The 12,785-nt window shown below is 66.4% G+C and carries 10 protein-coding genes and 2 tRNA genes; 8 read left to right on the forward strand and 4 right to left on the reverse strand.

Annotation, left to right across the window (positions count from 1 at the left end):
- Positions 1-961: 961 nt before the first annotated feature.
- The 3 genes from ACL9RL_RS04330 (at position 962) to ACL9RL_RS04340 (ending at position 2,571) form a co-directional block, all read left to right on the forward strand.
- A tRNA-Ser gene (locus ACL9RL_RS04330) sits at positions 962-1,046 on the forward strand.
- 38 nt (positions 1,047-1,084) lie between these two features.
- A complete protein-coding gene (locus ACL9RL_RS04335) occupies positions 1,085-2,395 on the forward strand; it encodes an LCP family protein (protein WP_422778983.1) in 1,311 nt (436 codons plus the stop codon).
- 87 nt (positions 2,396-2,482) lie between these two features.
- Positions 2,483-2,571: transfer RNA gene (locus ACL9RL_RS04340), tRNA-Ser, on the forward strand.
- Positions 2,572-2,665: 94 nt separating this feature from the next.
- On the opposite strand, the gene ACL9RL_RS04345 is transcribed toward ACL9RL_RS04340, so the two are convergent.
- Entirely contained in the window at positions 2,666-3,424 is a 759-nt protein-coding gene (locus ACL9RL_RS04345) for an SGNH/GDSL hydrolase family protein (RefSeq protein ID WP_422778984.1), read from the reverse strand.
- A 137-nt stretch (positions 3,425-3,561) separates the two neighbouring features.
- On the opposite strand from ACL9RL_RS04345, the gene ACL9RL_RS04350 reads away from it, so the two are divergent.
- Positions 3,562-4,392 carry a GntR family transcriptional regulator gene (locus ACL9RL_RS04350; RefSeq protein WP_422778985.1) on the forward strand — a complete coding sequence of 277 codons (831 nt, stop codon included), beginning with the start codon at positions 3,562-3,564 and terminating at the stop codon, positions 4,390-4,392.
- Between the two features lie 217 nt (positions 4,393-4,609).
- On the opposite strand, the gene ACL9RL_RS04355 is transcribed toward ACL9RL_RS04350, so the two are convergent.
- The 3 genes from ACL9RL_RS04355 to ACL9RL_RS04365 form a co-directional block, all read right to left on the reverse strand.
- Positions 4,610-5,032: a hypothetical protein gene (locus ACL9RL_RS04355; RefSeq protein WP_422778986.1), complete on the reverse strand. Its 423-nt coding sequence runs from the start codon at positions 5,030-5,032 to the stop codon at positions 4,610-4,612.
- A gap of 153 nt (positions 5,033-5,185) precedes the next feature.
- Positions 5,186-6,274, reverse strand: a complete 1,089-nt coding sequence (locus tag ACL9RL_RS04360; protein ID WP_422778987.1) for an SIS domain-containing protein — start codon at positions 6,272-6,274, stop codon at positions 5,186-5,188.
- Between the two features lie 29 nt (positions 6,275-6,303).
- Complete coding sequence (locus ACL9RL_RS04365; RefSeq protein ID WP_422778988.1) at positions 6,304-8,304, reverse strand: primary-amine oxidase; 2,001 nt, start codon at positions 8,302-8,304, stop codon at positions 6,304-6,306.
- 494 nt (positions 8,305-8,798) lie between these two features.
- Here ACL9RL_RS04365 and ACL9RL_RS04370 point away from each other — a divergent pair, with 494 nt between their 5' ends.
- The 4 genes from ACL9RL_RS04370 to ACL9RL_RS04385 all read left to right on the forward strand — a co-directional run bounded on the left by ACL9RL_RS04370 (position 8,799) and on the right by ACL9RL_RS04385 (position 12,741).
- Positions 8,799-10,076: an ABC transporter substrate-binding protein gene (locus tag ACL9RL_RS04370; protein WP_422778989.1), complete on the forward strand. Its 1,278-nt coding sequence runs from the start codon at positions 8,799-8,801 to the stop codon at positions 10,074-10,076.
- Positions 10,077-10,300: 224 nt separating this feature from the next.
- Positions 10,301-11,185, forward strand: coding sequence for a carbohydrate ABC transporter permease (locus ACL9RL_RS04375; RefSeq protein ID WP_422778990.1), 885 nt, complete (start codon positions 10,301-10,303; stop codon positions 11,183-11,185).
- Positions 11,186-11,195: 10 nt separating this feature from the next.
- Entirely contained in the window at positions 11,196-12,119 is a 924-nt protein-coding gene (locus ACL9RL_RS04380; RefSeq protein WP_422778991.1) for a carbohydrate ABC transporter permease, read from the forward strand.
- 13 nt (positions 12,120-12,132) lie between these two features.
- Positions 12,133-12,741 carry a hypothetical protein gene (locus ACL9RL_RS04385; RefSeq protein ID WP_422778992.1) on the forward strand — a complete coding sequence of 203 codons (609 nt, stop codon included), beginning with the start codon at positions 12,133-12,135 and terminating at the stop codon, positions 12,739-12,741.
- Positions 12,742-12,785 lie beyond the last annotated feature (44 nt).

Genomic DNA, 12,785 nt, shown 5'->3' on the forward strand with positions numbered 1-12,785 from the left:
GACTCCCGGTGGCCGGCTAGTCGTCAGGTATTAGTGCCTCTGACGCGTCCTGATTGACGGCACAATGTGAGGCGCATCGGGGCAGAGTTGTCGCATGGATCAGCAGCACTTCTGGTAAATTCAGTGCCTTCAGTGTAATATATTTCATAATTTATGGGCGAGTTCATCGATCGGGATGATGGAAGATCGCTCGCTCAATCAATCGGAAGGGCAAAGCTATGAAAACCTATTTCAAGTCTGGTGCCGTGATGTTGTTTGCGGCGTCGTTGAGCGTCGGGTCGGCGGCGAGTGCGACCGCAGTGCCTGTCGGTGAAGCGGCAGTCGGAGTGTCGCCAGCTGTGGGGAACCTGCCGACAGCCGCTAAGGCGGAGACCGAGCCGAGTGATTCGGTACCGTTTGCGTCCGCTGCGTGTTCATCGCTGTCGACCACTTCGACGGCATACGACGGTGTGCCTGGTTCGAACTTCTGGAAGCTCTTGCAGTGTTTTGCGAGCGAAGGTCCGTACGCGTACGCAGGCGCCATCGACGGCGATCTCGGCTACAACAGCTGGCGTGGGGTGCAGGGAAACACGAATCGGTTGTTTCCACAATGCTTCTCAGGACCTTACGACGGATCAGTGGGGAGCGGGGGGTGGGCGCTGCAGTGCATCGCGAAAATGCGTGGTGGGTATGACGGCCCGCAAGACGGGATCCCTGGGCCGGATACATATAGGGGCGTCGCGGGGTATCTCAACTATCTGCTTCTCAACGTCTGGCGTGATGAATAGTGGTGGCGGCGTTCGTCGCAAGAGTTGAGCGCGTGTCGTACTGAGTCGATTGGCCCCCGATCATTGTCGATCGGGGGCCAATTGCGTGCAGGACCACAGTGTCAAGGAAGCTGTGGGAGGAATGAGTGCATGATCGGATAGAATCGAGCGTTGTCGTGCGCACCGATCCCCGGAATCCGGTGCCGTGAACATCAGGAGGGCTGTCCGAGCGGCCGATGGAGCCAGTCTTGAAAACTGGTGGGCAGAAATGTCTCGTGGGTTCGAATCCCACGCCCTCCGCATCATGTTCACCGAGGTGAGCAGAACGAAAGGTGTGTATGAGCGAGACCCCACGCTCGAAACCGCAGACGAAGATCACGACCGTGGCCCGACACGGACGGTTGAAGAAGACCAACCCGTGGGCCAACGCGGCCAAGATCGTGGCGTCGGCTCTGGCCGTCGTCCTCGTGAGCGGTGCCATCGTCGGCGGTGTCGCCGTGTGGGACGTCGCTGCGAGCGTGAAGCCGGGCGTCGCTCTCGTCGATACGACTCCTGGGGAGCCGCTGCCGGCCATCGGCGCGTATCCGGGCGGCGTGAACCTGCTCATCGTCGGCAGCGACTCCCGTGCCGGTCAGGACCCGATCTTCGGTGGTGAGGACGAGACGGGCGTCCTCAACGACGTCACGATGCTGCTGCACATCTCCGAGGACCACAGCAATGCGACGGTCGTGAGCTTCCCGCGGGACATGTTCGTCGCCATCCCGTCCTGCCCGGATCCTGAGGGCGGTTCGTTCAACGCGATGTCGCGTCAGAAGATCAACACCTCGCTCGGCTACGGCGGGCTCGCCTGCACGGCGCTCACCGTTTCGGAGCTGACGGGTCTGGAGATCCCGTTCGCGGCCGAGGTCCAGTTCAGTGGTGTGATGTCGATGTCGAGTGCGCTGGGCGGTGTCACCGTGTGCGTCGCCGATCCGATCGAGGATGAACACACCGGGACGTTCCTGTCGGCCGGTGAGCACTCCTTGGAAGGGTTCGCGGCGCTGCAGTTCCTGCGGACGCGGCACGGTGTCGGTGACGGCAGCGACCTCAGCCGGATCAGCAACCAGCAGGTGTTCCTGTCGGCGATGATGCAGAAGGTCAAGAGCGCCGAGACGCTCACGAACCCTGGGACGGTGTACTCGCTCGCGAAGGCTGCGGCGAAGAGCATGCAGCTGTCGGAGAGTCTGACGAGCATCGACACGATCGCGGCGATCGGGCTGACCCTCAAGGACGTCGACCTCGCGAACATCGCGTTCGTGCAGTACCCGAACGCGCCGGTGGAGGGCGGGGTCGAACCGATCACCTCCGCCGCCACTGCGCTCTTCGATGCGTTGAAGGCCGATCAGCCGATCAAGCTCACCGGCAACACCGGGACGGGTTCCGTGACCGCGTCGAGCGGTGCTCAGACCCCGGTGGAAGGCGAGGTGGCCGCGCCGCCTGCTGGAGCCGACGGTGCGACCGCCGAGAACGGCGCCGGCGACGCGGCCGCGTCCACCGACGCATCGGCCGGTGTCGTCGCCGGGGGCGCCGTTGTGCTCCCGACCTCGGTGCAGGGGCAGACCGCCGATCAGCGGACGTGTTCGAAGGGTCGCACGCTCGACGACCAATGATCGACTCCTGTCGGTGTGTGATCCACGATTCGTGCACGACGGATTCTCCGGTTATGATGGTCCACGTGCGTCCGTCCGCGGACGCTTGGAGACGTCGCATAGTTCGGCCTAGTGCACCACCCTGCTAAGGTGGAGTCCTCGTAAGGGGACCAGGGGTTCAAATCCCCTCGTCTCCGCACTGCTTCGTGAAGCCCCTCCCTCGGGAGGGGCTTCCGTCGTTTCTAGGGGTGAACGTTGAGGCGGGCGCTCAGGGAGCGCTGGACGCCCCGCTCAGGAGCCCGTCGGCGGAGCCTCGATGTCGGCGTCGATGGCGCTCGCCAGGACGCTGAGGCCCTCGGCGGTCGGGTGGACGTCGTCACCCTGCATGAGGTCCGGGCGACCGCTGAGCGGCTGCCCGATGTCGATGTACCGAGCCCCGACGGTCTGCGCGGCCGCCTGGAGGTCCGCATCGATCGGGTCCAGCTCCGCCGGTGGGGTCGTATCGCCCCAGAACGCGCTCAGGGCGATGATCTGGGCGTAGGGGAGCGCCGTCCGCAACGCGACCATGGTCTGCATCGTCGTTGTGCTGAGTGCAGCGTCGTCCTGGCCGAGGTCGTTGCTGCTGGCCGAGATGATGACGATCGACGGGTTGAGCGCGACCGCCTTCTGGACCTGCGTTGCGAAGGTGTCGCCGGCATCGCCCAGCTGGAGGAATCCGGACCCGTCCGACGAGAGGTTCGTGAGGGACCAGTCGTTCTTCTGTCCGATGAGGACGGGCCACGCCTGGTCCGCCTTGGTGCCGTGGCCGTCCATGATGGAGTCGCCGATCGCCACCACAACCGGTTCGCGGCCTGCTGATGCGGAGAGCACCGACCCCACCGGCGCAGCAGTGCTCGCCGTCGTCGGCAGGTGGCTCGTGAGTGCTCCGACCGCGCCGGTCGCCCCACCGATGGCGATGGCGCCCGCGAGGAGGAGTCCGGTTCCGATTCCCAGTGCGATCTTCGCCCGTGTGCCCCGCGTCGCCCGACGGCCGAGGTGCGCTTCATCCATGACCACAACGCTATGCCTCCCACCCTGCCGGGCGCGAGGGGGACGCTTGGAGTTGCCTATGTGACGTCGGAATACCAGTATTTTCCGAATACGGTGCGGGAGACCATTTTTCGTCAGTGGTCGTATAGGGTACTCATGTGGTATACCAGGAACGGTTCGAGCATCAGGAGCAGGGGGACGACGTGGAACGTGCGGAGGACAGTGCAGCGGACGCCGCATCGGACGGCGCGTCGCCGATCCGCGCCGACTATCCGGAGCCGCTCTGGATCCAGGCGGTGAACCTGATCACGGCGGAGATCGAGTCCGGTGCGCTCGCCACCGGAGCGCGCCTCCCACCGGAGCGTGACCTCTGCCAGCAGCTCGGCATCAGCCGCGTCACGCTCCGTAAAGCGCTCTTGCACCTCGTCGATGAAGGGGTGCTCAGCCCCTCGCATGGACGCGGGTGGTATGTGGCATCGGCCGGTCCAGCCAAGGAATGGCCGAACAGCCTCGAATCATTCTCGGAGACGGCGAAGCGCATGGGGCTCGTCACGAGCTCGGTCGTGCTGAAGGCTCAGAGCGGCTTCGCGACCCTCGACGAGGGCGAGGCACTGGCGGTGGCCCCTGGCACGCCCGTGTTCCGGCTTGAGCGCATCCGGATGCTCGACAACGTGCCGATCGCCCTCGACAGCTCCGTCGTGCCATCGTCCATGCTGCCGGATCTCACCGATGTCGACTTCACGACGGACTCACTGTATGAGCAGCTCGATGCCGCAGGGTTCTCCCCGGAGCGGGCGGACAGCACCATCGAGGCCCGCGAGGCGGATGACAAGACCGCCGCGCACCTCAGCCTCGAACCGGGCAAGCCGTTGCTCGTGATGCAGCAGGTCGCGCACGGGGCGGACGGTCGCGCGGTCGCGTTGTCCACCATCCGGTACGTCGGCGAGCGGTATCGCCTCCGCACGCTCTTCGCGCGCGGCGCGCGCTAGCCGAGGTCGCCGGCTCGGCCAGCGCCGTTGCAGCTGCTGTGTGCTGCTGCTGCCGCGGTCGTCGTCCAGTTTCGCGTCCCGCATCGGCTTTCGGAATTCAGGAACATTTCCAGCATTCAGGACGAAACCGGCTCGGAATGCGGATGCTCGTCCTGAATTCGCGGAAACTTCCTGAATTGTGGAGGAGGGAAAGGGAGGGGACTGGAGCGAGACTGGATCAGGAGGCGGGGGCGAGGGTGATCGTCGTGGCGTTGCCGAGATCGATGGCGACGGGGTTCGTGGCGTCCAGACCGCCGGGCTTCGGGAGCTCATAGGTGTGCGGCGCGATGTCAGCGGTACAGACCTCGCCGCCCTGCTGCTTGAGTTCGATCTTCAGATTCGTGGCATCGACCACGGACACCGACGCCGGAGCGTTCGGGCACGTGGAACTGCCGAAGGTGGTGAGCGCGATCGTCTTGCCGTCGCCGATCCAGACCGCGGTCGGTGTGTCGGTGAACTCGTCGCCGACCGAGCTGCCCGGCGGCGTGCCCGCGTAGTCCTTCGCGTACGGTGAGTCTGCGCAACCGGCGAGGAGCACGGTCCCGGCGATGGCGATGGTTGCGATCGCGGCGAAACGGATGCGGGGGCGTCGGCTGATCATGCTGGCTCCTTCGGGTGGGTGTCGGCGATGACCACATCCTGGCAGATCCCGGTGTCGCACACACGCCGCGAGGGGAGGCGAATCGTCGTCCGCGAGCAGCGGACGGGACGATTCGCCTCCCCTCGCGAGATGTGGATGGGGTGGGACGGGCGCTCAGGCGGTGGGCTGCGGCGTGGGGACCTTGGTGTCGGTGTTCTCGAAGACGAACTCCTCGATGTCGACTCCGCGGAGCGCCGCGACCCGCTCCACGAGCACCTGCAGGACCAAGGCCTCGAGGATGCTGCGCTGGTGGATCGAGCCGGCCGGGAGCGTGATGACGGCGAGCGGGCCGGCGGTGCCCGCGGCATCACGAACACCACCAGCACCGGAGGACGCGTCGAGACCGGCCTCCGCAAGGAGGTCTGCCGCCTCCGCCTCGGCGATCACCAGGACGACGGGGTGACCCGCCGCCGTGAGCATCCGGGCGACCTCCACCTCGCGTGCGCCGCCGAACAGGACGTGCACACCCTCGCCGGCGGACTCCATCGCGCCGTGCAGGTACTGCCTCGTGCTCATGGCGCTGCTCGGGATGCGGGCGACCTCGCGGAACAGCAGGGCCCCGGCCTCGGCCGAACCCGCCGAGGCTCCACCACCGACGAAGTCACTGCTCGGCGCCGTCTGGAACAGCGCCGCCGCGGCCTCGACACCCGTCGAGAGCCGCTCGTCGAACGCGCGGAACACCTCCGAGAACCCGGCCCAGCTGGGATCGATCGTGCCGCCGTCCCACGCTTCCGCGATCATCGACAGCGCCACGACGGTCGCTGTGTAGCCGATGGTCGATGCGTAGCTGTCCGGGATGTCGCCCAGATCGAATCGCCGGTCGACCAGATCTGCGAGCGGCGAGGTGCTGTTGTTCACCACACCCAACCGCAACTCGGGGGCGACCGATGCGAGCGCCGCGAGGGTCTCCGTGCTGCGCCCGCTCTGCGAGATGCCCACGATGGGGTGCTCGCTGTGCGGGAGTGGCAGCGGAGTGTCGCCCGCACCGAGTCGCCAGGCGTCGATGCCGCGGGCCCGCAGGTCCCAGACGGCAGCGTTCGTCGCGGCGAGGCTCGCGCCGACGCCCAGGAACACGGGGCCTGGGCCCCGCAGTCCGCCGTCCGCCGCTGCCGCCTGCACCCGCTCGCGCAGGCGCACGATCGCGTCGCCCAGCGCGTCGGCCTGGGTCGAGCGTGCGCTCTCGTAAGTGATGTAACCGTCCACTGGTTGGTGTCCTCTCAGCTGCTCGGTCGTCAGCCGTGGTGGTGGTGTTCGTGCGAGCCGGACGCAGGCTCGCAGTGCGATGATCCGGATCCGGCGGCTCCGGACTCGGCGGCCGGAACGGCGCAGTGGTCGTTCGCCGGGATGTCCATCGCCGGGTTCCGACCGAAGAATCCGTGCGGCTTCAGCACGAAGCCGGTGGTGTCGACGGGCATGATCGGCCAGTCCTCCGGGCGCGGGAAGTGGGTGAGGCCGAAGGTGTGCCAGAGCACGATGTCCTCGCCGTCGACGCTGCGGTCGGCCGTGATCCACTCCGGGATGCCGGCGCCGCCCGGGTGCAGGTTCACGAAGTCGCCGGCCGGGTACTGCTCGGACGGCTCGTACTGGGTGACCCACAGGTGCTTCGAGGTGAAGGTCGCGCGGGCGTGGATGTCGGAGTCCTCGTCGGCGAGGAGCACGGGCGCGCCCTCCGGGAAGAGCACCCAGCCGGTGGGCTGGCCGAGGCGGTTCTTCTCCTCGGTGCTGCCGACGAACCAGACACGGCCCTTGCGGTTATCGGCCAGACGCTGGGCGTCCGACTCGCGGTGCAGACGCGTAACGGTCTGGGTGAATCCGGTGCCGTGCGGGTTCTGCGGGCTCCGCGGTGCGAGGACGGCTTCGAGCTCGTCGACGGCGTTCGGGAGCCCGTCGATCATCGTGTCGAGGCGTGCGCTGAAGAGGTGCTGGTGGTTCGGGGCGCCGAGCCCTGGAGCGATCTGGGTGGCGAAGGGATAGCCCTCGCCCGGGTACGAGGAGGTGAAGACGACACCGGTCGCCTTGACCTCGAACTCGATGTTGCCGTCGAGGCTGAAGTACCAGTAGAAGCCGTAGTCGTAGTTGCCGACCGTGACGAAGAAGCTCACGACGAGGCGACGGTTGCGGCGCGAGTCGCTTGATCCGTTCCAGTTGTCGAAGTGCTTCCAGAGGATCCCCGCGTCCTCCTCGTGGATGCAGATGGCCTGCGGGATGATCTGCGTGTGGCCGTCGTTGCCGCCGAGGACGGCATCGAGGTAGGTGATGTCCCCGACGCAGTCGCAGCCGAGTTCGAGGGAGTTCGCGAAGCCGCCCAGTAGGTACTCGCCGCAGTCGAAGAAGTTCTGGAACCAGCGCTGCGGGGCCGGGTCGCCGTAGGGGACGACCATCTCGGCGATCGACGCACGGTAGAGGACCGGGCGCTGCTCCTCGCCGTCGGCGATCGAGATGTTGTGGAAGACGAGGCCCTCGCGCTGGTCGAAGCCGACCTGCATACGCCAGCCGGCCCAGTCGAGCACGCCGTCGTCGTCGATCGTGAAGCTCGGACCCTCCGGCTGGGTGATCTCGATGGGCTTGAGGCCGGTCCGGTCGGGGCCTCGCCAGGAGGCGAGGTGGAAGTTGCCGTCCTCCTGCGGGACGGGCAGTTCGGCGTAGTCGATGACATCGACGACCTCGCCGGTGACGACGTCGACCATCACGGTCACGCCGTCGACGGGGTGCGCCCAACCGAGGTCCTCCGGCGTGCGCTGCAGGAACGTGAAGCAGCGCTGGATGCGGCGGCCGCGTTCGCTGTCGTCGAGGACGCCGGCGGAGAGCGGGTTCACGCGGAGGGTGGAGACGTCCGTCAGGCCGCGCTTCGCCATCGCGGCGAGCCAGCGCTCGTCCTGGTGGACGACCTCTTCCACGAGGCTGAATTCACGCAGGACCACGGGGACGGCGCCGTCGACCGGGGTGTCGAGTTCTTTGGAGGAGACGACCGTGCCGTCCGCCGGGGAGGTGACGACGTCGTGCGAGACGCCGGTGCCGAGGTCGATGATGAAGCTGCGCACGAGCCGGGGGACCGTGCCGCCGGCGAGGATGATGCGCTTGTCGGGTTCGAGGAGTCCGATGTAGGCGAAGTGGGTGTCGGCGCTGACGAGCCCTGCTTCGTCGAGGATGCGACGGTTGGCGTCGACCTCTTCGCTCGTCAGAGTGCGGAGGACCGCACTCGATCCACCTGCGACGAATTCCTGCACTCCCATGGGTTCCTCCTGATCATGATCGCGGTCCGGCGATCAGTCGAGCGTCGATAACACCTGCAAACCAATAGCTACCACAACATACCAATACACGTCCACTATGGGCGATAATTTGCGATCTGCGACCGGTATCGCGGTTCGGGTCTGCATTCCCGCGGTGGTGATCGCCGGGATCCGATGGTCGATCCTGCGGCTCGCGCATTCCGGACCATGACCAGTATCGTGGGATATGTTGTCTCGGAAAACGTTGTCCAGTAAAACCACACCATACCTATTTCACAAAGAAGCGCGATAGATCACGGTGAAATCACGACCTTGTTTCGGTCTGGTAAATACCTCTTGCTACCTCATAGAGACCTGGTTATGCTGACCAGCACGTTGGCGCACCCGGCCGACGCATGCGACACAGTGCCGACGAAGGCCGGCACATCACCAGCCGGCTGCCCTGGCCGGCAAGCGACACCCAATGTTCACCATCACGGAGAGAAGAACAATCGATGCGCTCGAAAATCGCACCGTTCGCCGTCCTCACCGCTGCAGCCATCGGACTCGGTCTCGCCGGGTGTTCGGCGAGCAGCCCGGGCGGAGACGCGGACTCAGCCAAAATCGTCATCGGGACCTGGCGGACCGAAGACGCCGCCATGTGGGAGAGCGACATCATCCCCGAGTTCAAGAAGTCGCACCCCGGGATCGAGGTGGAGTACGCACCCGTCGACACCAACGACTACAACGCGACCATCCAGTCCCAGATCGACAGCGGCACCGGACCGGACGTCATCATGTGCCGCCCGTTCGACGTCAACCGCTCCTGGATCGAGAAGGGCTACTTCGAGCCGCTCGACTCCCTCAAGGCCATCTCCTCATTCGACGACGTCTCCCTCGCAGCGTGGCAGGGCGATGACGGCAAGCCGTACTGCGTCCCCACCGCCTCCGTCCTCGCCGGCTTCTACTACAACAAGAAGATCTTCGCCGACCTCGGACTGAAGGTCCCGACGACGCAGGCCGAGTTCCTCTCGACCCTCGACGCCATCGCCGCTGACGGCAAGGTCGCCCCGCTCGCCCTCGGCAGTGCGGACGGCTGGCAGCTCGCGTACAACATGCTGTACCAGATCGGCCCCAACTACTGGAAGGGCGAGGACGGCCGGCTCGGCCTCATCGACGGCACCCAGAAGCTGACCGACCCGAACTTCGTTGCGGGCTTCGCGGCATTCGACGCCTACAAGAAGTACCTGCCGAAGGGCTTCGAGTCGATCTCCTACGAGGACATGATGCAGCTGTTCACGCTCGGGAAGGCCGCGATCATCCCCGACGGCTCCTGGCAGATCAGCCAGGTCACCTCGACCGGGCTCGACGTCGGCGTGTTCGGCGCCCCGCCGGCAGCGGCAGGCGACCAGCGCTACCAGCAGGAGATGGCCGACATGGCCTTCGGTCTGAACGCCAAGAGCAAGCAGAAGGAAGCAGCGACCGAGTTCCTCGAATGGCTCGGCACGCCGGAGTTCCAGCAGCTCTACGTGAACAAGCTCCCCGGCTTCTTCTCGATGGGCAAGGAGCCCGTGACCTACAGCGACCCGCTCGCGCAGGAGTTCGCCGGTCTCAAGGAGGGCGCCGAGCTCACCTCGCGCCTCGCCCTCGACCGTCTGAGCGCCGGCCAGCCGCCGCTCGACGACGAGATCTGGCGCGTCGCACAGCTGATGTACAACTCCGGCCTCTCGCCTGAGGACGCCACGGCAGAGCTCCAGAAGGGGCTCGACTCCTGGTACAAGCCGGCCAAGTAGCCGGAACGATGCGGTGGGTCGTCCCATCCGAGGCGGCCCACCGCATCGCCCGCACCCGCAGGAAAACGAGCAGTCTCTGCTCGATCAGCGCCACCTGATTCACCGCACCACCGCACCACCCGTTCCACCTGGCCGCGACCATACGCCGCAGCCCCGCATCATCGGCGATGCCCCCGCACCGCCGAGCACCATACGCCCCAAGTTCGACGACGGAGAGCTCTGGAATGATCCGCACCTCGACCCGCTACCGCCTGTTGGCACTCTTTGTGCTGCCGGCCCTGATCGTGTACGTCGCGTTCTCGGTCTACCCCCTCATCAGCTCGATCGTGCTGAGCTTCTTCGACTCGGCGGGCGGCGGCAGCGTCTTCGTCGGCTTCGAGAACTATCTGACGCTCTTCACGAACCCGACGGTGAGCGAGCGCTTCTGGAACGCGCTGCTGAACAGCCTCCAGTTCTTCCTCATCCACCTCATCGTCGAACTGCCCGTCGGCCTCCTGATGGCCGCGCTGCTGACGTCAGGGGTCATCCGGAAGTCCGTCGGCATCTACCGCACGCTCCTCTTCATCCCGGCCACGCTGTCGGTCGTCATCGTCGGCTTCGTCTGGCGGCTCATCATCAACCCGCTGTGGGGCATCGTCGACTTCCCGCTCCTCGGGACCGAGGCGACCGCGCTCCCGACGATCTCACTCATGTCCGTGTGGCAGTGGGTCGGCATCCCGATGGTGTTCCTCTACACCGCGCTCCTCGCCATCCCGGCCGACGTCATCGAGGCGGCCCGCATCGACGGGGCGAACGGCTGGAAGATCTTCTGGCGGATGAAGTTCCCGCTCATCGCGCCGCAGTTCGGCCTCATCGCCGTCCTCACCTACATCTGGACGTTCAACGGCTTCGACATCGTGTACGCCCTCAACGGTTCCGCGCCGGGCCCGAACTACAGCACCGACATCCTCGGCACGCTGTTCTACCGCACCTTCTTCGGATCCAGCGGGCAGGTGGCCGACCTCGACCTCGGGGCCACCGTCGCCTCCGTGATCTTCCTCATCATCCTCATCACGACCGCGGCGTACTTCTGGGTGCTGCAGCGTCGACTGAAGACCTACGAGCTCTAGGGGCATTCCGATGACGCAGAATTCCACTCTCCCGAAGCCCCGCCAACGCGCAGCAGCCGATCGGGCCGTGACGCTCGAACCCGGTTCGGCGCGGGCTCGACGCAAGGCCCCCGTCGACGTCCTGACCGGCGCCGGTGTCCACATCGTCCTCATCATCATGGCGCTGTGCTCCACCGTGCCCGTGCTCATCGTGGTGATGAACTCGTTCAAGACCACACAGGGGATCTTCGGTGAACCGTTCGCGCTGCCGAACGCGGAGACCTTCAACCTGCAGGGCTACATCAACGTGTTCAGCCGCGGCAACATCCTGCTGAACTACCAGAACAGCATCATCGTGACGATCGCGACCGTGCTCCTCACGGTCGTCCTCGGGACGCTCGCCGCCTGGGCGCTCGTGGAGTACAAGGTGCGGATCAGCCCGCTCATCGCCGGGTTCTTCGTGCTCGGCATCATGCTTCCGATCCGACTCGGAACGGTTCCCCTGCTCAAGACGATGATCGCGTGGGGTCTGATGGACACGCTCACGTCCCTCGTCCTCGTGTACACGGCGATGCAGCTGCCGCTCGCGATCGCGCTCATGACCACGTACTTCCGCTCCGTGCCGACCGAACTCAAGGAAGCGGCCCGGATCGACGGGGCCGGCGAGCTTCGGACCCTCGGCATCACCCTCCCGATCGTGAAGGTCGGCCTCGCGGCCGTCGCCTCGATCACGATGCTGCCCGTGTGGAACGACCTCTGGTTCCCGCTCATCCTCGCGCCGAGCAAGGGCAACCAGACGGTCACGCTCGGCGTGCAGCAGTTCGTCGGCCAGTTCCAGAACGACTACCCGGCGCTCCTCGCGGCGCTGACGCTCGGCGCCGTGCCGCTCGTCATCCTCTTCACCGTGTTCTCGCGGCAGTACATCGCCGGGCTGAGCAACGGGTACGGCAAGTAGGGCGGCTCCGATCGTGAGCGTGGGGGCGTCGATGGCGGGTGTCGCGTCGCCTGCGCCTGCGGTCGCCGTCGCCGTGACGGTTGCGAGGCCGGCGGGGTCTGCGAGGCCTGCGGGGTCTGCGATCGTGCGGGCGGTCGTCGGGCACGCCGCGATGCTCGCGGTGATGGCGTTCGCCATGGTCGGTGGGCACTCCGTCATGCGGGCTGCAGCGGCGGTCGTGGTGTTCATCGCCTGGGCCGGGGTGGTCGCCGTGCGTGTGCGTTTCGGGCGAGGTCATGCCGCGGTGCACACCGTGGTCGACCTGCTCGCGATGGCTGCGGTGACGGCTGTGCCGATGCTCGTGTCGTCCGGCGGCGCGCATCACGGCGGCGGTGTGTCTGCTGGCGGCGTTGCTGCTGGCGGCGGCGTCGCCGGCGCGTTCGGCGCCGGGCAGACGGTGACGGCGACCGTCGTCGCCGCGGTCGTCGTGGCAGCGTGGGCGATGCTCGCGCGACTGACGAGTGTGCGCGAGGACGGGCGAGGAACCGGTTCCGGAGCCGATGCCGTCGCCATCGTGGGGTCCGTCGTGACGGGGGCGTCGCTCATCGTGATGGTGGTGATGATCGCTGTCGGCTGGCATTGATCGGGGCGCGCCAGCGATGACGCGGGTGGGGGAGCCGGGCAAGC

The sequence above is a fragment of the Plantibacter sp. Mn2098 genome (assembly GCF_049319745.1).
Lineage (GTDB): Bacteria > Actinomycetota > Actinomycetes > Actinomycetales > Microbacteriaceae > Plantibacter.